At 34.8% G+C, this 22,450-nt stretch carries 23 protein-coding genes; all 23 read left to right on the top strand.

Features of this window, described 5'->3' with window-relative positions; all coding sequences use genetic code 11:
* The first annotated feature begins 17 nt into the window (after positions 1 to 17).
* The 23 genes from T8I65_RS12130 to T8I65_RS12020 all read left to right on the top strand — a co-directional run bounded on the left by T8I65_RS12130 (position 18) and on the right by T8I65_RS12020 (position 22,445).
* Complete coding sequence (locus T8I65_RS12130) at positions 18 to 374, top strand: four helix bundle protein (protein WP_322300852.1); 357 nt, start codon at positions 18 to 20, stop codon at positions 372 to 374.
* 19 nt (positions 375 to 393) lie between these two features.
* Complete coding sequence (locus tag T8I65_RS12125; RefSeq protein WP_322300851.1) at positions 394 to 1,257, top strand: ABC transporter permease; 864 nt, start codon at positions 394 to 396, stop codon at positions 1,255 to 1,257.
* A gap of 78 nt (positions 1,258 to 1,335) precedes the next feature.
* On the top strand, positions 1,336 to 2,613 hold the full coding sequence (locus T8I65_RS12120) for an ABC transporter ATP-binding protein (protein ID WP_322300850.1): 1,278 nt from the start codon (positions 1,336 to 1,338) through the stop codon (positions 2,611 to 2,613).
* Complete coding sequence (locus T8I65_RS12115) at positions 2,603 to 3,349, top strand: class I SAM-dependent methyltransferase (protein WP_322300849.1); 747 nt, start codon at positions 2,603 to 2,605, stop codon at positions 3,347 to 3,349. The genes T8I65_RS12120 and T8I65_RS12115 overlap by 11 nt, the downstream gene beginning before the upstream one ends.
* A 12-nt stretch (positions 3,350 to 3,361) precedes the next feature.
* The gene (locus T8I65_RS12110; protein WP_322300848.1) at positions 3,362 to 4,294 is read left to right on the top strand and encodes a glycosyltransferase family 2 protein; all 933 of its coding nucleotides are present in this window, start codon (positions 3,362 to 3,364) and stop codon (positions 4,292 to 4,294) included.
* On the top strand, positions 4,291 to 5,247 hold the full coding sequence (locus T8I65_RS12105) for a glycosyltransferase family 2 protein (protein ID WP_322300847.1): 957 nt from the start codon (positions 4,291 to 4,293) through the stop codon (positions 5,245 to 5,247). The genes T8I65_RS12110 and T8I65_RS12105 overlap by 4 nt, the downstream gene beginning before the upstream one ends.
* A gap of 56 nt (positions 5,248 to 5,303) precedes the next feature.
* Complete coding sequence (locus T8I65_RS12100) at positions 5,304 to 6,359, top strand: glycosyltransferase (protein WP_322300846.1); 1,056 nt, start codon at positions 5,304 to 5,306, stop codon at positions 6,357 to 6,359.
* 12 nt (positions 6,360 to 6,371) lie between these two features.
* The gene (locus tag T8I65_RS12095) at positions 6,372 to 7,202 is read left to right on the top strand and encodes a glycosyltransferase family 2 protein (protein ID WP_322300845.1); all 831 of its coding nucleotides are present in this window, start codon (positions 6,372 to 6,374) and stop codon (positions 7,200 to 7,202) included.
* A 5-nt stretch (positions 7,203 to 7,207) separates the two neighbouring features.
* On the top strand, positions 7,208 to 8,077 hold the full coding sequence (locus tag T8I65_RS12090; protein WP_322300844.1) for a beta-1,6-N-acetylglucosaminyltransferase: 870 nt from the start codon (positions 7,208 to 7,210) through the stop codon (positions 8,075 to 8,077).
* A 9-nt stretch (positions 8,078 to 8,086) separates the two neighbouring features.
* A complete protein-coding gene (locus T8I65_RS12085) occupies positions 8,087 to 8,923 on the top strand; it encodes a glycosyltransferase (protein WP_322300843.1) in 837 nt (278 codons plus the stop codon).
* Positions 8,924 to 8,931: 8 nt separating this feature from the next.
* Complete coding sequence (locus T8I65_RS12080) at positions 8,932 to 9,876, top strand: glycosyltransferase family A protein (RefSeq protein ID WP_322300842.1); 945 nt, start codon at positions 8,932 to 8,934, stop codon at positions 9,874 to 9,876.
* 6 nt (positions 9,877 to 9,882) lie between these two features.
* On the top strand, positions 9,883 to 10,830 hold the full coding sequence (locus T8I65_RS12075; protein WP_322300841.1) for a glycosyltransferase family 2 protein: 948 nt from the start codon (positions 9,883 to 9,885) through the stop codon (positions 10,828 to 10,830).
* A 69-nt stretch (positions 10,831 to 10,899) separates the two neighbouring features.
* Positions 10,900 to 11,796 (top strand): glycosyltransferase family 2 protein, encoded by an 897-nt coding sequence (locus T8I65_RS12070; protein ID WP_322300840.1) that lies wholly within the window; start codon positions 10,900 to 10,902, stop codon positions 11,794 to 11,796.
* Positions 11,784 to 12,719 carry an SDR family NAD(P)-dependent oxidoreductase gene (locus T8I65_RS12065; RefSeq protein WP_322300839.1) on the top strand — a complete coding sequence of 312 codons (936 nt, stop codon included), beginning with the start codon at positions 11,784 to 11,786 and terminating at the stop codon, positions 12,717 to 12,719. Before T8I65_RS12070 ends, T8I65_RS12065 begins: the two co-directional genes overlap by 13 nt.
* 46 nt (positions 12,720 to 12,765) lie before the next feature.
* Positions 12,766 to 13,731 (top strand): glycosyltransferase family A protein, encoded by a 966-nt coding sequence (locus T8I65_RS12060; protein ID WP_322300838.1) that lies wholly within the window; start codon positions 12,766 to 12,768, stop codon positions 13,729 to 13,731.
* Positions 13,732 to 13,798: 67 nt separating this feature from the next.
* Positions 13,799 to 14,833 (top strand): non-hydrolyzing UDP-N-acetylglucosamine 2-epimerase, encoded by a 1,035-nt coding sequence (gene wecB / locus T8I65_RS12055; RefSeq protein ID WP_322300837.1) that lies wholly within the window; start codon positions 13,799 to 13,801, stop codon positions 14,831 to 14,833.
* A gap of 119 nt (positions 14,834 to 14,952) precedes the next feature.
* Positions 14,953 to 16,185 carry a UDP-glycosyltransferase gene (locus tag T8I65_RS12050; RefSeq protein ID WP_322300836.1) on the top strand — a complete coding sequence of 411 codons (1,233 nt, stop codon included), beginning with the start codon at positions 14,953 to 14,955 and terminating at the stop codon, positions 16,183 to 16,185.
* On the top strand, positions 16,185 to 17,081 hold the full coding sequence (locus T8I65_RS12045) for a glycosyltransferase family 2 protein (protein ID WP_322300835.1): 897 nt from the start codon (positions 16,185 to 16,187) through the stop codon (positions 17,079 to 17,081). The genes T8I65_RS12050 and T8I65_RS12045 overlap by 1 nt, the downstream gene beginning before the upstream one ends.
* Positions 17,082 to 17,088: 7 nt before the next feature.
* Complete coding sequence (locus T8I65_RS12040; protein ID WP_322300834.1) at positions 17,089 to 17,757, top strand: acylneuraminate cytidylyltransferase family protein; 669 nt, start codon at positions 17,089 to 17,091, stop codon at positions 17,755 to 17,757.
* Positions 17,754 to 18,812, top strand: a complete 1,059-nt coding sequence (locus T8I65_RS12035; protein WP_322300833.1) for an N-acetylneuraminate synthase family protein — start codon at positions 17,754 to 17,756, stop codon at positions 18,810 to 18,812. The genes T8I65_RS12040 and T8I65_RS12035 overlap by 4 nt, the downstream gene beginning before the upstream one ends.
* Before the next feature lies 1 nt (position 18,813).
* Complete coding sequence (gene neuC, locus T8I65_RS12030; protein ID WP_322300832.1) at positions 18,814 to 19,938, top strand: UDP-N-acetylglucosamine 2-epimerase; 1,125 nt, start codon at positions 18,814 to 18,816, stop codon at positions 19,936 to 19,938.
* 3 nt (positions 19,939 to 19,941) lie between these two features.
* A complete protein-coding gene (locus T8I65_RS12025; RefSeq protein ID WP_322300831.1) occupies positions 19,942 to 21,381 on the top strand; it encodes a hypothetical protein in 1,440 nt (479 codons plus the stop codon).
* Positions 21,378 to 22,445 (top strand): glycosyltransferase family 4 protein, encoded by a 1,068-nt coding sequence (locus tag T8I65_RS12020; RefSeq protein ID WP_322300830.1) that lies wholly within the window; start codon positions 21,378 to 21,380, stop codon positions 22,443 to 22,445. Before T8I65_RS12025 ends, T8I65_RS12020 begins: the two co-directional genes overlap by 4 nt.
* Positions 22,446 to 22,450: the final 5 nt, after the last annotated feature.

Below are 22,450 nucleotides of genomic sequence, written 5' to 3'. Positions count from 1 at the left end.
AGTGAATAGAAAGAATTATGGATCATAAGGAATTGGATGTTTGGAAGAAAAGTATCGAATTGGTTGAAACTATTTATAAGATTTCTGCTCAATTTCCGGCTTCTGAGATTTATGGATTAACAAATCAAATTAGGCGGGCTTCGGTTTCAATTTCATCTAATATCGCTGAAGGAGCTGGTCGTAGTAGTGATAAAGAATTGTTGTATTTTCTGAATGTAGCTTTAGGTTCACTTGCAGAAGTAGAAACTCAAGTGGAAATTGCTCTACGACTCAATTTTATTTCTACTGCAGACATTATTTTTGAGCAGATAACAGAAGTTCGAAAATTGATTATTGGTTTTAGAAATTATATTAAGAAAAAATCCAATCACTAATCACGATTCACCGGAAATAATGAGCGAAGCGAATAATAACGACTGGCTATACGAAATCACCCCAAAGCGAAAGCTGATAGACCTTAATTTTAAGGAGATCTGGCGGTATCGTGATCTTTTGATCCTTTTTGTGAAAAGGGATATAGTCACGGTTTATAAGCAGACTATTTTAGGTCCGCTTTGGTATTTTATTCAACCATTATTTACATCGATAATTTTCACGCTGGTTTTTAATAATATAGCGAGTATTCCTACCGGGAATGTGCCTTCTTTTCTTTTTAACCTAACTGGCATCACCGCCTGGAATTATTTTAACCAATGCCTTACTGGGACCTCAAATACTTTTACTGCCAATGCAGCTATTTTTGGAAAAGTCTATTTCCCCAGGGTAATTATGCCTTTAAAAACCGTGATCTCCAATTTGTTTAAATTTGGAATTCAATTACTTATATTAATTATTTTTTATTTTTACTTTATAATTAGAGGTTATGAGATAAATCCTAATACTAATCTAATCCTCTTCCCCGTTTACGTGTTAATGATGGCTTTACTAGGGCTTGGTGCGGGAATGACGATCTCTGCTTTGACTACTAAGTATCGTGATTTAACGGTTTTGGTAGGGTTCGCAACGACATTGCTGATGTATATTTCTGCCGTACCATATCCACTTGCTGAAGTTTCTGAAAAGATGCCAGAGTATGCCTGGCTGGTAAAATATAATCCGTTAACACAAGTTATTGAAGGCTTTAGATATATGATCCTGGATACAGGGGTCTTCTCCTGGACGGGTTTTCTTTACACTTTAGGAGTATCGGTTGCACTTTTTCTGTTTGGATTAATTATTTTTAACAGGACCGAAAAGAATTTTATAGATACTGTTTAAGAGTGAAGTGTGAAGAGTGAAGAGTTAAGGGTGAGGAGTGGAGAGTGAAAAAAATAATTCGAGGTAAGAATAGAAGGAATGAGTGTAATACTTAAAGCTGAAAATATCTCTAAACAATACCGTCTTGGTACGGTAGGTACCGGTAGTTTGCAGCACGATTTAAACCGATGGTGGCATACTTTGCGAGGCAAGGAAGATCCCTATTTAAAAGTTGGAGGTGTGAATGATAGAAGCACTAAGGCTACAGAAGATTATGTATGGGCTTTAAGAGATATTAATTTTGAGGTGAAGCAGGGCGAAGTACTTGGAATCATCGGTAAAAACGGTGCCGGGAAATCTACCTTGTTAAAACTTCTTTCCAGGGTTACTGCACCAACAACAGGAAGTATAAAGACCAAAGGAAGAATTGCCTCTTTGCTGGAAGTAGGCACCGGCTTTCATGGGGAACTTACTGGTAGAGAAAATATCTTTATGAATGGTGCGGTGTTGGGAATGAGCAGGGCTGAAATTAAAAACAAACTTGATGAGATCATCGCTTTCTCCGGTTGTGAAAAATATATAGATACTCCTGTAAAGCGTTATAGTAGCGGGATGACTGTTAGACTTGGTTTTGCCGTAGCCGCGCATTTAGAGCCTGAGATCCTTGTAGTAGATGAGGTGTTAGCGGTGGGAGATGCCGAATTCCAAAAAAAAGCCATCGGGAAAATGCAGGATCTTTCTACAGGGGAGGGAAGAACTGTTCTTTTTGTAAGTCATAATATGGCCAGTGTAAAAAATCTCTGTAGCCGAGCAATACAATTAAAGAATGGACAGGTTTGCAAAGAAGGAGATGTGGAAAAGGTCATAGAACATTATTTGAAGAATCATCAAAAAGGTCAGACAAATATTTCACTTCTTCATCCCTCAATAGAACGAACAGGTAATGGAGAAGTACGCATAAATTCAGTTTCAGTGTATGGTGAAGAGGCTTCCAAACTTCCACAAACTGGAAAGCCACTAACTTTGAAATTCCACCTGGAAAATAAAAAAAACTATAAGTTATCAGAAATTGTATTGGAGTTCCGAATAGATGACAATATTGGGCAACGCCTTATTTGGAATAGCACAAAAATGTCAGCTGAAAGTGATAACTCGGCTCTTAAGACCATTACAGCCAGAATGGATAAATGTATCTTGAATAAAGGTCACTATTCTGTAACTTTATATTTGAGAGTTAGAAAAATGGAATCTGACTGGATACAAAACGCTTTTAGTTTTAAGGTGGAAGAAGGATTATTTTATTCTTCAGGGATAGAAGTGCCACCAACCCAAAGTAAAATATTAACCGAATTCAATTTTCAATTTAATGATCAATAGGATCAAAAATAGAATAAAAACTTTTGTAGATGTACGAGTTAACCTGATTAAGAATCAAGAGAGACTCAACCAACAAACAGTTTTTTACTATAACCAGTTGGCCCAATTATTTGATGAGGAAAGTTTCATCCCTTTCTCTGCCTGGGCCATTTCTCCAGATACAGTTCTTCATGTATTAAATGACATTACCATCAATAAAAAACAATGTGTAGTAGAATTCGGTGCTGGGGCTTCCACCTTCTACATAGCAAAACTAATAAAGGTATTGAGACTGGATACAAAATTTTATGCTATTGAATCTGATCGTGGTTGGGCCGATGAACTAAGCAGGCAACTTGAGGTATATAAATTAAATGAATTTGTTAAGATAATTCATGCTTCTTTAAAAGAAGCTCCGTCTGAAATCACTTTAAATAATCAGGTGCTTTGGTATGATACCGGAAAACTGAACCACGAGTTGAAAGACATATCAAAGATTGACCTCATACTCGTGGATGGACCTTTTGGAGGTAGTACTCCCTATGCCAGATATTCAGCGCTTCCATTTCTAAAGGCTAAAATTGATAAAGGCTGCAGTATTTATTTAGATGATATAAACCGGGATGATGAAAGGGAAATAGCATTTGAATGGAAAAAACTTATGAATAAGCAGATGCAATTTATTAATAGATATGCGGTATTAAAAGATAATTCCCTATTTGATGTAAAGCCTCTGCAATTAACAAATCTTCATTAGGCTTTAAACGTGATGCAAAATTTGGTTTCCATAATTATTCCTACATATAATCGAGCTCATCTCATTGGAGAAACTTTAGAATCGGTTATTGCACAATCCTATATAAATTGGGAATGTATAGTGGTTGATGATGGCTCCAGCGATTATACTGCTGAACTGATGGAGTTTTATAAAACAAGAGATAGAAGGATTTCTTACCATCAACGCCCTAAGAACCGACCAAAAGGAGCCAATACCTGTAGGAATTATGGTTTTGAAATAAGCATAGGAAAATATGTTAATTGGTTTGATAGTGATGACCTCATGGCTCCGAAATTTATAGAAAGGAAATTAGATGGATTCAAATCTAATACAGACATGGTGGTTTCCAAAAGCATTTTAATGAATGAGAATGAAGAAATTATTGGGAAAGAAATCAGGACTAAAAACAGCGTCAATTTACTGGAAGACTTCATTACTTTAAAAATAAGCTGGTACTTGCCCGATCCTATGTATCGCAAGAAGTTTCTTGCTGATAAAAAATTGTTCGATGAGCATCTGCTTAAAGGCCAGGATAGAGATTTCCATATTCGACGGCTGCTGGAGAACCCCAACATCAATTTCCTGGATGATTATCTCACGAAATACAGACAGACTGATAATTCCATTTCTCAGGATTTTAATGAGAAAACCATTAAAAGCCTGTATTTCACAATTAACAAGTTGATAAAAACCTTGTTGCCATTAAATCCTAAAAAGGAAACCGAATATTTCTTACTTAAACAGCAGCTTAAAAAATATCCGTTTTTATATAGAAATCATGAGATTACAAAACGTAATTTTTTGCTGTTTAGAGATCTCGGGAGGCTTGATCTTATAACCATTAAATGGTTTATAAAGTATGTACTGGCTGTTTTATCTTTTAAGTTTGTAAATAAAGGACAGTTTTTTTTACGTGGTGAATGAAGAAAGGATTAGTATCTATAATTATCCCCACTTACAACAGGTCACATTTAATTGGTGAAACCCTGGATTCCGTCATAGCCCAAACCTATCAACACTGGGAATGTGTTGTGGTAGATGACAATTCCACGGATTATACCAAAGAATTACTCGATTGTTACTGTGAAAAAGACAATAGAATAAAATACTATCAAAGACCATCAAACCAACCAAAAGGAGCAAATGCCTGTAGAAATTATGGGTTTGAATTAAGCGAAGGAGAATTTATCAATTGGTTTGATAGTGATGATTTCATGTTAAAAGATTTTTTGAGTAGTAATTTAAGCGCTTTCAGTGAGCAAACGTCTTTGACTGTCTGTTCAGGAATTTATACGGATGAAAATCTAAATATTTGCCAGAAAATTAACTTAATCCACACAAAATTTTTATTCAAAGATTATGTTTTGTGGAGAATGGAAATTTTGACTCCCTCTGTCATTTTTCGAAAGAATTTTCTTTATAACAGGCATCTATTTAACCTGGATATTTTCAGAGGTCAAGAAACAGAATTCTTCTCGAGGATTTTTTTTGAAATTGATGCTAAAGATTTTGTTATAAATAATACACCTTTATTTCTTTATAGACAGCATAAGTATTCCAAGTCTTATTTGGATAAATCTTATGATCCAATATTCATGAAGTCCAAGATCTACATCATGATTCAAAACTTGAGATTTTCTCTTAGTCTAAATGATTTGGAATTGATTAATCATTTTAAGAGGTCTTTAATGTTAGTCTTTTTTCAAACCATTGATAATAAAGACGATAGTAATTCGAAATATATTAGAGATAATATTATTGATACAGAAACAAATTTGAAATTTCTTGATAGAATAAAGCATTGTTTCTTATTAACCATTTGTATCTGGTCGAAAAGGACGTATCGTATAAGAAAGATAATGTTTAAAAATCTATGAGAATATTGATCGTAAGTCCTTTTTTGAACAATATTGGGGGAACTGAAATTGAAGCAATGTATTCAACAATTTTCCTCAGTCAATCCAATATTTTTAAAGAAGTATATTTATTTTCACCGTTAGCACCAAGTAATGATATGCTGAATAAGATCGTTTATGATCATGGTATAAAGGTATTCAGTTATCCTGCTCTATTAAATTTCCCAAATATTCTTCGACTTGACAATAAAATAAAACGAAATTTAAATTTAAGTTCTTCACCTTTAAAATTTCTTTACTGGTATTCTAAAAGAAGAAAATATGATAAAATTTATATTCTAACTTCACAAACTTTAGAATATTCCTTACCTATACTAAAGGCTTTTGATGATTCTAAAATAACAATGAAATTTACCATGTTTCAGCAGAAAGCATTTTCGAACAAACTAAAAAAATATTTGGCAAAGGTTCATTTCAATATCGTCATGAGTAAGGATCAAAAGAATTTCTTCAATCAAAATTTCGGATTAACAAACGTCCTCGTGCAGGATATTTTTACACCTAACGAAAATAATCTTCTTAAGGTAAATTCTCGAAGAACCTATGATTTTGGAGTATTTGGTAGATTATCGAAAGAAAAACAAATTGAGGACGCCATAATTCTGATAAAGAAACTGCACGGCATGGGAATTTGCTCATCTTTACTCATTCAAGGAATAGGTGATCTAAATTATTTGAAATATTTAAATACTATTATTTTTGAGAATGAACTTCAAAATTTTATAACTATTAACTATGAATCATTATCACCTACCGAAACGGAATTATTTTTCAATCAAATATCAACTTTTTTGATTACATCTGTATCTGAAGGTGGTCCAATAACCGGGCTAGAGGCTATGGCCTCTGGAATTCCAGTATTATGTTATAATGTTGGTGCTATGAGTGAAAGATTAGGAAAATATCAATGGTTAGTTGCTGAAGACCATGAGCAATTATTTAAAAGTGCCATGCGATTATTGAATCTTTCTGAAAGGGATTATAAGAAACTTTCAAATTCCCTAAGAAATATTTATTTGGATGAACACGCAAATCAAAATAAATTAGAAAAGTTAAAAAAAATATTAGGTTAGTTGAAAAAGTCTATGATAAGTATTATAATCCCTTGCTACAATGACTTTCAATTTGTAGAAAGTGCCGTAGACTCAGCTTTAAATCAGGATTACGGGAATATTGAAGTGATCGTGGTAGATGATGGTTCCGATGCAAAAACCAAGACAATTTTAAAAAGACTGGAACCAAGAATTACAAAATTACTCACTCAGGAAAACCGAGGGCCTTCTGCCGCACGTAATGCTGGTATAACTGCAGCTACTGGTAAATATATATTGGTACATGATAGTGATGATTATTTTGAGTCCTCCTTTTGCAATAGAGCCATTGAGGTTCTTCAGAAAAACGAAAATGTGAAAGCTGTTACCTGTTATGCCAGGTGGTTCCAAAGCGATGAAAAATTTAGAATATTTAAACCCTCAGGCGGCGATTTGAAAGATTTTTTAATTCAAAATGCCACTTTAAGCAATTCTATGTTCAGAAAATCTGATTGGAGGCAGGCAGGTGGTTATGATGAAAAAATGATACATGGATTTGAAGATTGGGAGTTTTTTATAAGATTGCATATGAATGGGGGTAAAACCCATGTGATTCCGGAAATATTGTTTCATTATAGAATGAGAGAAGATTCTGTAAGTAAAAAAGCCAATTCCAGAAAATATGATCTTTTAAGGTATATCTATCAGAAGCATGAAAACCTATACATTCAGCATCATTCACTTTTTATCGATCATCTTTTACAAAGGATTGAACAGGAGGAGTTAAATAAGCTAAAGAAGGAAAAAGCTATTGAATTCAAAACTGGATACTTGTTGTTACAGCCTCTTAGGTTTGTTAAGAAACTACTACCCCTCAAATTTTAAATTTTTTGAAACAGGCTATACTCATAACAGCTTATAAGAATTATTTTCATCTTGAGAAGATCATTAGTTTTTTTGATGATGATTTCCAGATATATATCCACCTGGATAAAAAAAGTATAATTTCAGATTCGGAGCTTCAACAGTTGTTAGCCTATCCGAACGTACAAAGTCTATGTCAAATTTATAAAGTGAACTGGGGAGGAATTAACCACTTGAAATCTATACTACACCTTCTCAAACTTGCATCAGAGGATAGTGAAAATTACTATTTTCATTTAATCAGCGGTCATGATTTCCCAATTAAAAAGCCTGAAGAATTCAAAAGATTCTTTTTAGAAAAAATTCATTTAAATTACATTGAGAATTTCAAAGTGCCTTTTAGGGGTTGGGCGAACAATGGAGGTCTAGACCGTCTTGAGTATTATAATCTATTCGATGTTTTTAATTACAAGGATAACAGGCAAATTAGGTGGATTAACAAAGCTCTGGTTTATCAGAAAAGGTTAAATGTTAAAAGAAACTTTCCGGCCTGGTTTCCTCCTGTTTATGGGGGCTCCACATGGTGGTCTTTAAATAAAAACGCTGCGGAATATATAAAGCAGTTCCAGAATCAACATCCGGGATATTTAAAACGATTCAGGCATACCCTATGTTCAGAAGAATTTTATTTTCAAACTATTCTGATGAATTCTCCATTAAAAAATACAATTAGAAATAACAATCTTAGATATATTGACTGGAAACCACGAAACGGCAATAATCCCGCTATTTTGGATCTGACTGATCTGGCAAAGCTGCAAAATTCTGATGCGTTTTTCGCAAGAAAATTTGAATTACCTATTTCAAAAGAATTATTAACACAATTAAACGCCTAAAAGATATTAATGCTATCCATAATTGTATGTTCGGTAAATCCAGATCTTTTAAAAAATTTAAGGGATAATATTGCCAATACTATTGGAATTGATTCATACGAGTTTCTTTGTCAGTACAACGCATATAATGAAGGTATTGCAATAGTATATAACAGATTATTAAAAAGAGCAAAAAACGATATTGTTTTATGTATTCACGAGGATATTAAATTTCATACACAAGATTGGGGAAGATTACTGACAGATTATTTTGAAGACGACGCACGGTTAGGATTGCTAGGGATTGCTGGATCTAAAACAAAAACAAAAACTCCAACCGGATGGTGGGAGAATGAGCCTGATAACTGGGTAATGAATCTTATACAACACTATAATTCGGGCAAAACACAACGAATTGATAGGGGATTTGCAAATGCTCTTGAAGAAGTGGTGGTGATTGACGGTGTTTTTGTTGCCCTTCATAAGGATTCAAGATTAGAATTTGATGAAAGAATTCATGGATTTCACAACTATGATCAGGCTATTTCGATGCGTTGCAGAAACAAAGGATATAAAATTAAAGTAACCAGAGAAATACTTATCGAACATTTCTCAAGCGGTTCGAAAGGAGATGACTGGAAAAGCTCTAATCAATTGTTTTTCAACCTTTATAAAAGTTATTTACCGCAGTCAATTAAAGACAATAGAGTAAGAATGAATGAGAATGCTTATAGTTATATGCGACTCATTAATAATCATTCAAAAAAAAATAAACTATTTTCCATAATTTACTGGATTAAGTACTGGAAGATATATCCTAGAGAAAAAAAGACTTATCGACTTTTAAAACAGCTCCTTGAATCCTGAATAAAAAGATGTCTGCAAACCTTATTATATTAATAGCTACATATAATCGTTCTAGTCTCCTGCTAGAGACTATTGCATCTCTTCAAAAACAAACCCTAACGCACTGGAAATGTATTGTAGTTGACGATCATTCTACAGACGATACATCAAAGGTTATGCATAATGTTACAGAGAACGACATCAGATTTAACTATTATCTGAGAGCAAACACCTACAAAAAGGGTCCTTCTGGTTGCAGGAATATGGCATTGGAAATGGCGATAGCTGAAAATGCAGAGTATATTCATTTTTTCGATGATGATGATCTGATGCATCCGGAAAAATTGTCTCTGCAGCTGAAAGCTTTAGAAAATGATCCGAAAGCATCAGTAAGTTATTGTAATTTTGAACGGTTTCAGTCTGGAGTTAATTACAAAGAAATAAATAATGTAAAAAAGGAGAAAAGTCAAACTGTCGCGGAGGATTTCCTATTTACGAAAATAAGGTTGAACATTGGTAGCACTTTGCTAAAAGCTGATTTGCTGAAGACTGAAAGATTTGATGAAAATCTCAATTATGGCGAAGAAAAGGAGTTTTTTCTCAGGATTTTTTTTAAATATCAGCCCGTCTCGCTTCATTTAAATGCTACGCTATTTTACTACAGAGATCATCAGCAGTCACTTACCGGTGAGAATAATTCAAGGTTATTAAAAAGAGGCTCAGAAATTGTAATTCATGAAAAACTCTGGGATTTCCTGGATAAAGAGAAAATAGTAAATAAAAAAAGTATTGCATTTTTAACCCGGCAATTTCTACTGGAGAACCATAACAAGAAGTATCTAGTTAAAGTTGTGAAAATTGTGAAATCATCCAGTTCGTATTCCTCCATGGAACGATTTAAATTTAACTGGATCATTCAATTTCATCAGTTTTATATAAAATTCATGTATAAACTTTTAATTTTGGGAAGATAGATTTTCATGACTTCAGACAAGCCCAAAATAACGATCCTACTTGCCACCTTTAACCGGGCGCATCTTATTCGAGAAACGCTGGATTCAATCATGGCTCAGACCTATACTAATTGGGAGTGTCTCATTGTGGACGATCATTCTATAGATGAGACTGAAGAGGTAATTGGTGTATATTTAGAGAAGGATAACAGATTCGAATACTACAAGAAAAAAGATAAGTATAAACGCGGACTTTCCGGGACAAGGAATTACGGATTAGACCTGGCAGCTGAACGAAATGCAGAATTTATTCAGTTTTTTGATGATGATGATATTATGCATCCTGAAAAATTGGAGCTGCAGATAAAACCTCTTTTGAATAATGTCAAAATAAATTTCACTGTATGTAAATTTCAAAAGATTGTAGGAAATAAAGGTGAAGAAAGAATTATAAATCCTAAATTGAACATGCATTCTGCTCATTTGGGAGATTCAGTATTGACTGGTGATATTAGAATTAATAGTTTATGTCCATTATTTCGAATGAATTTTATAAATAACTTTAGGTTTGATGAAACGCTCAAATATGCCGAAGAATGGGAGTTATTTGTAAGATTAGGTTATTTATTTCCAGATAGCTATTCAGTAGTTAATAAATACTTATTCAAATATAGAAAGCATTACGATAGTCTTACCATGGGTGATGATAAAAACTATGATAAAATCAAGACATCAGCAATCATAAGAATAAAAATTTTTAATTTTCTTAATAGTAATAATCTCCATACAAAAAGGAGTATTATTTTTTTTGGTAAAAATTTTTTAATATCACAGCCAAGACCGGATTTAGTTAAAGCATTATTAAAGCAATCTAAAAAGCAAAAGTTTAATCCCTTTGTTTTTTTTAGGTTAAGAATAGGTCTATTCCTTCACAAAGTTTATTCTTTGTTAATTGCAAAATTGTTTCAATTGTAATCTTGACTAATGCATAGTGATCCTCTAGTTTCCATTATAATACCTACTTTCAATAGGAAAGAACTATTATTGGAAACAATTCAATCAGTCAAGAATCAGGTATTCAAATCATGGGAATGTATAATAGTCGACGACGGAAGTGAAGATGGGACTGAGAAAATAGTTAATGAACTTATTAAGAGCGATAGTCGTTTAAAATTTTTTAAAAGACCTCAAAAATTTCCTAAAGGTGTAACTTCATGTCGTAACTATGGATTTCTAAAAAGTTCGGGCAAATATATTCAATGGCTGGATGATGATGATTTATTATCTAAGCAAAAGATTTCCAATCAAGTAAAGGTTCTGGAGGAAACTAACTTAAGGGCAATTGCATTGTGTGATTGGGTAATTTATTCTTGTGGAAAGGAATCGTTAACAAATTCTGTCTTTGATTTTAATCAAAGTTTTGAGGCAAAACAATTATTTGTAAAATTACGTGAAAATTTAAAATTTCTTCCAATACATTCTTTATTAACTCCCTCGCTTATGATCAAAAGAGCGGGACTATGGAATATAAAGTTATCTCTTAACGATGATATTGAATTTTTTGGAAGATTAATAGCGGAAGCTGATCAATTTCTGAACGTTACTAATTGTTATGTCTTATATAGAGAGCATAATTACTCTAGAATTACAACATCTAAAAATGCTAAGGCTAATCTATTAGCAAAAATTTATAGTTATCAGCTTTTACAAGCTAGTTTAAACGTCAACAATATTGCTCATTACTCTTATTTCAAATGGCGTTTATTAAAAATTTTCTTGCACTATAATAAAATTGAAAAAGATATTATTAAAAATTATAGTTTTTTATTCAAGCAGTATGGAATATTTGTCGAATTGAAATATTATTATAAGATAAAACACAGTCTATATATCAGATTCTTTCCCTTAATCAAAAAAATTAAAAAAGGTTGGAAAAATTAAATTTTATTCTTGTCACAGGTGGTGCAGGCAATATTGGAAGTGCTTTGGCTAAAGCCTTATCAGATAAAAATTATAAGGTCGTTGTCGTTGATAATCTGTTAACAGGTAAAAGGTCAAAAATTGTAGAGAGTGAAGATCTAATTTTCATCAAGGGAGACGTAAATGAAAGGATTTTTGTAGAGGAACTCTTTAATCAGTTTGAATTTGATTATGTATTTCATTATGCGGCCATGGTTGGGGTACAAAGAACTTTGAGCAACCCTTTAAAGGTTTTAAATGATATTGAAGGAATAAAGAATATTCTTCATTATTCTCTAGAAACTGGGGTTAAACGAGTCTTCTACGCCAGTTCCTCCGAAGTTTATGGAGAGCCTTTTGAAATTCCGCAAAAAGAAAATACCACACCACTTAATTCCAAACTTCCTTATGCCATCGTTAAGAACGTGGGAGAATCTTTTTTTAAATCCTATCAAAAAGAACACGGTTTAAATTATACGATATTCAGGTTCTTCAATACCTATGGTGTAAATCAAAGTGAAGATTTTGTGATTCCTAGATTTATTAAAGCAGCTCTTAAAGATCAGCCAATTAGGATATATGGTGATGGTTCTCAAACAAGAACATTTTGTAATGTAGAAGACAATGTAGAAGTTACCTTGCGAACTTTAGAAGATCCTAATTATGAAAACCAACTATTAAATGTTGGTAGTGATGATGAAATTTCAATTCTTGAATTGGCAAAAAAAATTATTAAAATTTCAAAATCTGGTAGCAGAATTGAATTTTTACCGCCCTTAGCTGAAGGTGATATGGCCAGACGCTGTCCAGATATATCTAAAATGAAAGGTATATTAAACAGAGATTTGATAAGTTTGGACCATGGTATTAAAAGTTTAATTAATCATTATGAGGGTAGGGACTAATCCCGAAAAATTTAAAAAAGAGTTGCATACGGAGATATATCATCGTGTGGTGGTTCCAGTATTTATTCCAGAACTGGATGATTATTTCAAGGATGGTTTAAAAATTTTTAGACTTAATTTGGAATCATTAATTAAAACCATCCACACAAAAACAAGAATTACCATTTACAATAATAACTCTCATCCTGATGTTAAGAAATACATTGACGAAATTTTTTTGAAATATGATGTTGTAGATCAGGTATTTCATTCAAAACAAAACCTGGGTAAAATAAATGGTATTCTCGCTGCAGTTAAAGGTAATCTGGAGCCTTTGATTACGATTTCTGATTCTGATGTATTTTTTAAGCATAATTGGCAAGAGAATATTGAACAGATTTTTATCGATTTTCCGAATGCAGGAACTGTAAGTCCTGTTCCAAATAGTGTTCTATATAAATATTACACAGCCAATAATTTTTTTCAAGGGTTTTTGGGTAATGCCGAATTGAAATTTCATAATGTCAAGCAACCGGAAGCTATGCAGCGTTTTGAAGATAGCTTAGGAGATGATGTGAAACTTTATAATCAACAGCACCTTCAAAAATACATGATTCTTGAAAACAAAAAATCAAAGGCAGTGATGGGAGCTGGCCACTTTGTTGCAACTATTAGGAGAGAAGTATTTGATAAAGGCACTACAGAGCCAGCTTTTTTAAAAATTATGGGAGGCGTAGAAAGTAAATTTATAGATAAACCGAATGAAGACCTTGGCTTTCTAAGATTATCTACTATTTCTAATTTCGCTTACCATCTAGGGAATACGTTAGAAGATTGGATGCAGGAGGAATTTAAAAAGCTCGATGATAAAAATTCCAATCCTTATATCAAAAATTTTAGTCTTAGTCCGATGCGACCAGCCAGTAAAATCAAAATTTATATAGGTAAACTTTTAAGAAAAATTCTACTTCATAAACTTTTGAAAAAGCATTATTTTAAGACAATAGGACTGGAAAATGCAGAGAACTACTAAACAAAAGTATCTTTTCTTTTTTGGCACAAGACCGGAAGCTATAAAAATGGCATCCGTAATCCTGGAAATGAAAAAAAGGAAAATGAATGTGCTCATTTGTGTTACCGGCCAGCACCGAGAGATGATGGACCAGATGCTGGAGACTTTTTCTTTACAACCGGATTTTGACTTGCAATTGATGGAACCGGATCAAAGTCTTAATACCCTAAGTGGAAAAATTTTTAGTGAAATTGATAAAATATTTGATAACGTAGAACCAGATTTGGTGATGGTCCAGGGAGATACTACTACTGCGACGATTGTAGCACAAGCGGCTTTTCATCGTAAAATTAAAGTAGCACATATCGAAGCTGGGTTGAGAACATACCAGCGATATTCACCTTTCCCAGAAGAGATCAACCGGCAACTTATCACCAGGTTGGCAAATTATCATTTTACGCCTACATCAAAGGCAACAAAAAACCTGGTTTCTGAAGGAATTGATCAAGGTTCGATTTGTGAGTCTGGGAATACGGTGGTGGACGCATTGAAACTGATAGAAAAGAAAATCCAGAATTTTGATTTTTTAAGTGAATTTGGATTTAATCTGGAAAAATTCAGGAAGATGATCCTTGTAACCGGACATCGTCGTGAGAATTTTGGTAAGGGAATGCAGGAGCTATGTCATGCTCTGGTTGAACTTGCTCGAGACCAGAATCTGCTTATTGTATTTCCGGTACATTTGAATCCGAATATTAAAATCGTGGTAGAACAAAGGCTACGTGGATATAAAAATATAAAACTATTACCTCCGGTTAAATATGACCAGATGCTGGCACTTTTAAAACGTTGTGACTTGGTGATCAGTGATTCCGGCGGAATCCAGGAAGAGGCTCCTGCTTTTAAAAAACCGGTAATCGTAACTCGTGAGTTTACAGAAAGGCACGAAGCTGTGGAAGCTGGTTTCTCTATGCTTACCGGGTCTGATTCGATGAAAATTCTTCAAGTTGCCATGAAGCTTCTGCAAAACACTGCGGGTTTTAAAAATACTCCGAATCCTTTTGGGGATGGGCGAGCAGCTATGCGTATCGTAGATTTTTTTGAGAAAAATAAGTGGCTCTGAAGCTTGGCAAGCGCGATAATTTCAAGAGAATCATAATATAATCGCTTATATCACTGATATCTGGTCTTAAAAGCATTCTCTTCTTTTAAAATTTAATAGCTTTACCAAAATTTGAACTTTTGCCTTCTAAACGCATTCTGGTAATAGCTGAATCTATCAATATTGATGACAGTAGTGGTTCCAAAGCTAATGTGGCTCTAATTCGTAGTTTAAACCATGCGGGATGTGAGCTATTTATATTGCATTATACCAGAATAGACATTCAGCTTGACGGGTTAGAGTGTCGTAGCATACCGGAAAACAGAAGTTCTTTAATTTTTTTTCTTAGTAGGTTTCAACGAAAGATTCAACATTGGTTTGGCTGGAACCTGGCAAAACAACTCGAACCGAAATTTGGCTTTAGTTTTACTTTTTTCAATGATGCTAAAAGCATTGAAAGAGAATTAGACAGGATCGACCCTAGTGATTATGATATGGTACTGACCCTTAGTAAAGGCGCAAGTTTTCGTCCTCATTACGCCCTACTGAACTTGCCCGAGTTTCATCACAATTGGATGGCCTATATTCATGATCCTTATCCATTTCATTACTATCCTGAACCTTATAAATGGTCTGAACCCGGTTTTGAGCAGAAAATTCGATTCTTCAAAAATGTGTCTGAAAAATGCAGATGGGCTGCTTATCCTTCTTTATATCTGGCGGAATGGATGGAAGAGCATTTTCATTCATTTAGGAATAAAAGAGTGATTATTCCTCATCAATTACAGCAGCAAAATTTAATAGGTAAAGTACCATCATATTTTCAAAATCGATTTATTATTCTTCACGCAGGGACACTTATGAAACAAAGGTCCCCGGAGTCACTACTTGTCGCATATTCAAAATTTTTGCGAAAAAATCCAGATGCCGCGAAGAAGAGCAAACTAGTTTTTATTGGAAATAATTCATATCACAAGTCAACTATAGTGGAATACCAAAATGAAATTCCATCCTTAGAACTTTATCCTAACTTACCTTATGCAAATGCCCTTGCCATGCAAAATGCTGCAAGTGTAAACGTGATTTTAGAATTTGAAGGAAATTTGAGTCCATTTCTCCCTGGTAAGTTCCCACATTGCGTCAATGCTGAAAGGCCGATTCTTCACATCGGACCAAAAAAAAGTGAATGTAGGAGATTGTTAGGAGAAAATTATGCGTTTTCGGTGGAGGTAGATGACTTAGAACGACTTACAATGATTTTGGAAGAATTATACTATCAATGGACTGTCAATAAATGCAAAATGCAAAGACGAGATCTTGAGTTTTATCTATCTAAAGAAAATTTGAAAAGTATAATGGAAAGCTGTATTTGATGGACTGCTCAATTCTAATTAGTACCAGAAATCGCATCTCGGAATTAAAAGTTACATTATCTTCTATTGATAAAAAAATTGGGGAAGATGTAGAAATCCTGGTTTGTGACGATAATTCAAGCGATGGAACTTTCAATTATTTAAAAAATAATTTTCCGAAGATCAGGGTTTTTCAAAACTCAAAACGAATGGGGTATTTATTCAACAGGAATCTATTGATGTCTAAAGTCCGGACAAAATTTGCAATGAGCCTGGACGATGATGCCAGTCTAATAAGCGAAAAGCCTTTAAAGAAATGTAAAGAGTATTTTGAAAAGCATCCTTCATGTGGAGTAATCGCCTTCAGGATTTTTTGGGGTAGAAGTTTGCCTTCAAATTTTAATCATTCTGAGAATTCTAAAAGAGTAAAAAGTTTTGTTGGCTGCGGTCATATTTGGCGTATGGATGCCTGGCGTGGAATTCCAAGTTATCCGGAATGGTTTAAATTCTACGGCGAAGAAAATTTTGCATCATTTCAGCTTTTGAAGAAGGACTGGGAAATACATTACGTGCCAGAAATTTTAATTAACCATCGGGTAGATAATATCAAGAGACAAAAAGACAAGGATTTTTACAGACGGCGAAGCAACGCATTAAAAGCTGACTGGTTTAATATTTTACTTTTCTATCCTACCAAAAATGCAGCTAGACTGATATTTTATTCGATTGTTAAACAGTTTGAAAAAGCCTGGATTCAAAGAGACTCGAAGGTTTTGATAAGTCTATTTAAATCAATGATCGGAATATTATTAAACTTAGATAACATTTTGAAGGAAAGGAATCAATTAACTCAAAAAGAGTTTAGAAAATGGAAAGGCTTATCGAACACTCAAATTTACTGGTCGCCAAATAATTAAAATAATTTTGAAAACACTCGCAATCATTCCTGCACGAAAATACTCCAGAAGACTACCGGGTAAAAATTACAAGGAGCTGGGAGGTTTACCCTTGTTTTGGCACAGTGTTAATTATGCCAGGATTAATTCAGAAATTATCGATGAGATAATTATTAGTACAGATGATTCCATAATCATTGATATAGCAAAAAACGAGAATCTTAGAGTTATAGAACGTCCTGTTAACCTTGGAAAAGATACCACTTCGACTCTGGAGGTTTTAATTCATGTTCTGGAAAATATAAAAGAAAAATATGATTGTGTTATTCTGCTGCAACCAACAAATCCTTTAAGGCCGAAAAATCTTTTAATTGATTGCTGGAAAACTATATTGGATACAAACTCTGAAAGTCTTTTTACTGTAAGTAGAAATCATAGAAAATTCGGCAAAATTGAAAACGATAATTTTAAGCCATTCAATTATACCTTTGGTCAAAGAAGTCAAGAGCTGGAACCGCTTTATTATGAAAACGGACTTCTTTATATTGCCAAAGCTGATATGATAAAGAATGGAAAATTAATGGATGAAAACAGTTTTCCTTACATTGTAGATCACCCATTCGCAGAGGTAGACATAGATGAACAGGTAGATTTCGACTATGCTGAATTTTTAATCAACAGAATAGATAATCAATGAATCCTTTAATTGAAATTGCAGGTCGTAAAATTGGCCAGGATTTTCCGCCTTTGGTTATTGCAGAAATAGGGATCAATCACGAGGGTTCTCTCAAAGTTGCCAAGGAAATGGTAGATGCGGCCAGGAGGGCTGGTGTAGAAATGATCAAGCACCAAACTCATATTGTGGAAGATGAAATGAGTAGTGAAGCCCGTGAAGTTATTCCGGGAAATGCCGATATTTCCATCTACGAGATCATGAAGCGTTGTGCATTAAATGAAGAAGATGAACTTGAGCTTAAAAATTATGTGGAAAAGCAAGGGATGATCTTTATAAGTACTCCATTTTCAAGAGCTGCAGCTAACAGATTACAAAATTTTGAGGTTCCGGCCTTTAAAATTGGCAGTGGTGAATGCAATAACTATCCTCTTTTGGAACATATCGCTAACTTCGGTAAACCTGTTATTTTAAGCACCGGTATGAATAATATCGAAGCTATTAAAAGGGCCGTTGCTATTTTTGATAAGGCCAAGGTTCCTGTGGCCTTGCTTCATACCACCAACCTATATCCAACTCCACCACATTTGGTAAGACTTGGAGCTATGCAGCAATTAAGCGCAGCATTTCCTAAAAAGGTTTTCGGCCTTTCTGATCATACGCTGAATAATAATTCCTGTCTGGCAGCAGTTGCTTTAGGAGCATCGATCCTTGAACGACATTTTACCGATCATATGCATCGAACCGGTCCCGATATCGCCTGTAGTATGGATGAAGAAGCTTGTAGACGTTTAATTATTGATAGTTCAGAAATCGCTCTGATGAGAGGTGGAACCAAAAAAGCTGCTGAAGAAGAACAGGTAACCATAGATTTTGCTTTTGCTTCCATTTGTACTATCCAGCCTGTAAAAGAAGGCGAAATTTTCACCAAAGATAATATCTGGGTAAAAAGACCGGGAAAAGGGGGGATTGCCGCCTCTGCTTTCAACGAAGTTATAGGAAAAAAAGCTTCGAGAAATATTAGCAATGATCGCCAGCTACAACCTGATGATATTATCGATTTTAAACCAAAGTTTTAAAATGAAAAAAGTGCTATTTCTTACCGGGACCAGAGCTGATTTTGGTAAAGTAAAACCACTAATCCAGATCCTCGAACAGGAACCAGGATTTGAAGTATTCCTGTTTGTAACTGGAATGCATATGCAGTACGAGTATGGGTTAACACTTCTGGAAATAGAACGCTGTAACTTTTCCAATATTCATACATTTCAGAATCAAACGAAAGAAACGACGATGGATCTCAGCCTGGCAAAAACCATCGAGGGTCTTTCACAATACGCCACCCAGATTCATCCAGATTTGATCGTAGTACATGGAGATCGCATAGAGACTTTAGCCGGGGCAATTGTAGGCTCTTTAAATAATATCCTGGTTGCACACATTGAGGGTGGTGAGATCTCTGGTACCATAGATGAACTGTTGCGACACAGCGTATCCAAATTATGCCATATCCATTTTGTGGCTAATCAGGAAGCCGGAAATCGTCTCATTCAAATGGGCGAAATTGAGGAATCGATTTTTGAGATAGGTTCGCCGGATATTGATGTAATGGCTTCGGAAAAACTACCAGATATTCAAACCGTAAAAGATTATTATGAAATTGAATTTGGTGAATATGCCATACTACTATTCCATCCGGTTACTACTGAAATTGAGGAACTACAAAATCAACTAGATGTGCTAATGGATACTCTTCAGGAGAGCGATAAAAACTTTGTCGTAATTTATCCTAACAATGATCTTGGAAGTTCCAAGATCATTTCCCAATATAATCGTATACTCAAACCAGATCATCGCTTCAGGATAATTCCTTCCCTTAGATTCGAATATTTTCTAAGCTTACTTAAAAATTGTGAATTCATCATAGGTAATAGCAGTGCAGGTGTAAGAGAAGCTCCATTTTATAATATTCCTGCGATCAATCTTGGGAGCAGGCAAAATAACCGAAGCAAAAATTCTGAAATAATCAATATAGATTATAGTAAAAAAGAAATTCTGAAGGCTATATCATCTGCCACTAAAAGTGTAGCGTTTGATGCTTCGATAGAGTTCGGTAAAGGAGATAGCGCTGTATTATTTCTGAATACCTTAAAAAGTAAGCAGATATGGGATTTAAATCATCAGAAACAATTCAAGGAAATCTAGCGAATGTCTGCAAATACCACCCATAAAGGAAATTCAAAAACTTGTCAGCAAACCCTTGGCCTGGTGATCACTGACGGGGTAGGATTTCGAAATTTTATACTCAGCGATTTTCTGGAACAAGCAATGCAAAAGTTTGCAAGAGTAGTAATCTTTTCTGCGCTTCCAAAAGCGACCTACAAGGATGTTATTTCTTCTGAAATCATCGTATTTGAACTTCCCACTACCCAGGAAAAAGGGACAACCTGGTTCTTTAGAAAAGCCAAGGAAATCGCCCATCTTCGTAACAATGCCGCTGGCAATTTCGGGATTCAGGATAATTTGAAGACCAATTACAACGGTGGTTCTTCCAGAAGAGCGAAACTTACCAGGCTAATTTACAAGGTAACCGTAAAATTACATTCTGAAAAATGGATCGGGAAATATTACCGGCTTCAGCAAAAGAGCTTTGCAAAATCGGAGAAAGTCAAAATATTTGAACAAGCTCTCTTGGAGCTAAATCCATCTGTATTGTTTTTCACCCATCAGCGCCCGCCTTATATTGCACCCTTGATCTTTGCAGCAGAAAAAAAGGAGATTAAAACCTGTAGTTTTATTTTTAGCTGGGATAACCTGGCTTCAAAAGGCAGAATGGCTGGCGATTTTGATCATTATCTTGTCTGGAGCGATCTAATGAGAAGTGAACTCCTTCAGTTTTATAAGAAAGTTTCCAAAGAGCAGATCAGTATCGTAGGAACGCCACAATTTGAACCTTATGTGATGAATCAATACAGCAGTTCGAAAGAAGAGTTTGCCACGCGCTTTGATTTAGATCAAGATCTAAGCACCATTTGCTTTAGTTGTGGTGATGTCTCCACTAGCGCCAATGATCCAATTTATATCGAAACGATTGCGGAAGCTATTCAAACCAATCAATTAGATAAATCAGTAAACTTTCTGGTTCGTACATCTCCTGCGGAAGAGCCGGACAGGTTTCGATATGTAGCGGAGAAATTTTCATTTATAAAATGGAACTATCCGCAATGGAAACAAACCAGGCAGGATCATGCAGAGCTGTGGTCCCAGCGTGTTCCTACCAAGACAGATCTGGAAGACCTGCGCATGATCCTGGAATATGCAGATCTTGGCATCAATATGTGTTCTACCATGAGCCTTGATTTTATGCTTTTCGATAAACCTGTCATTAATCCGGTATTTGGGAATACGAAAAACGGACTTTATGATGATCAGCGATTTCTGAAATATGCTCATTACGAACGAGTGGTGGAAAGCGGTGCCGTAGCAATTGCTAAAACTGCTGAAGAATTGATCGAAGCGATAAATTTTAGTCTGGAAAATCCCGAGGCGAGATTAACAGTGCAACGCGAGCTTATCAAGCTGCAGATTGGTAAACCCCTTGAAAATACCAGTGAAGGAATTGCAGAAGCTTTAAAATCACTGGTATGAAGCAGGTGGCGGTAGTATGCAATTACAAATTGAATCCTTCCCGAATAGGCGGGATGGACCGGTTTTTTGTTGCTTATGATCGAAAATGTAAAGCGCATGGATGCGTCGTCAAATGGTTTTTTTCTAGCGGTAAGCGATTTAGTTTTTATAAAGATCTGGACATTGAAATTTGCCGAGACTCTTCAGTAGAAAATTGCTTCTTAAAGTTTCAGCGAAAAGAAAAGCGGGAATTTGACTTTGTAGTGACTCATTTTGTAGAATTGTGTACGTCGTTTTTTAGAGGGGTTAAGAACAATGGGCAGCCATATGTCATTTCTGTTGATCATAACCCAAGACCCTTAAACGGTTTTCCATTAAATAAGAGATTGAAAAATAAACTGAAAGGCAGTCTTAATTCAAAATATATCGATCGCTTTATCGGAGTTTCAAAATATACCCGAAATCAGATCCTCAACGATTATGGTCACGGGCTTCGTTCTAAAACTGAAGTGATCTACAATGGTATTGATACAGATGTTTATAAAAAACGTGCTGAAGAAAACTTTGGAAAATTTATTGTGGCTTCGCATTTAAGACCTTCAAAAGGAATACAGGATCTGATCCATGCCGTAGCTATCCTGCCGACAGAATTTAAAAACATGATTGAAATCGATATTTTCGGTGAAGGTCCCATGGAACAGGAGCTGAAGGAGATGGTAAAAAAAAGGAATTTGGTAGAGCATTTCAATTTTAAAGGAAGTTCACCAGATCTGCCAGATCTTTTTCAGCATTACTTTTATATGCTTCAGCCAACATATATGGAATGTTTCAGCTTATCTATCCTGGAAAGCCTGGCTTCCAACGTTCCGGTGATTACCACTACGGTAGGAGGAAATACAGAGGTTATCGTTGATGGACAGAATGGATTTATATTTGAAGCCGGAAATGTGCTGGAGCTTTCAAAAATTATCGAGGAAATACTTTCGAAGAAAAGGACTATTTCAAAACCTGTTCACAAAGTAGTGGAAGAAAACTATTATCTTGATAAAATGGTCGGCGACCACGCGGCCCTTTTAAACCTGTGATCCTA

It is taken from the genome of Christiangramia sp. OXR-203 (genome assembly GCF_034372165.1).
GTDB lineage: Bacteria > Bacteroidota > Bacteroidia > Flavobacteriales > Flavobacteriaceae > Christiangramia.
Note: the sequence above shows the minus strand (reverse complement) of the source record. Positions and strands in the feature narration are given on the sequence as shown.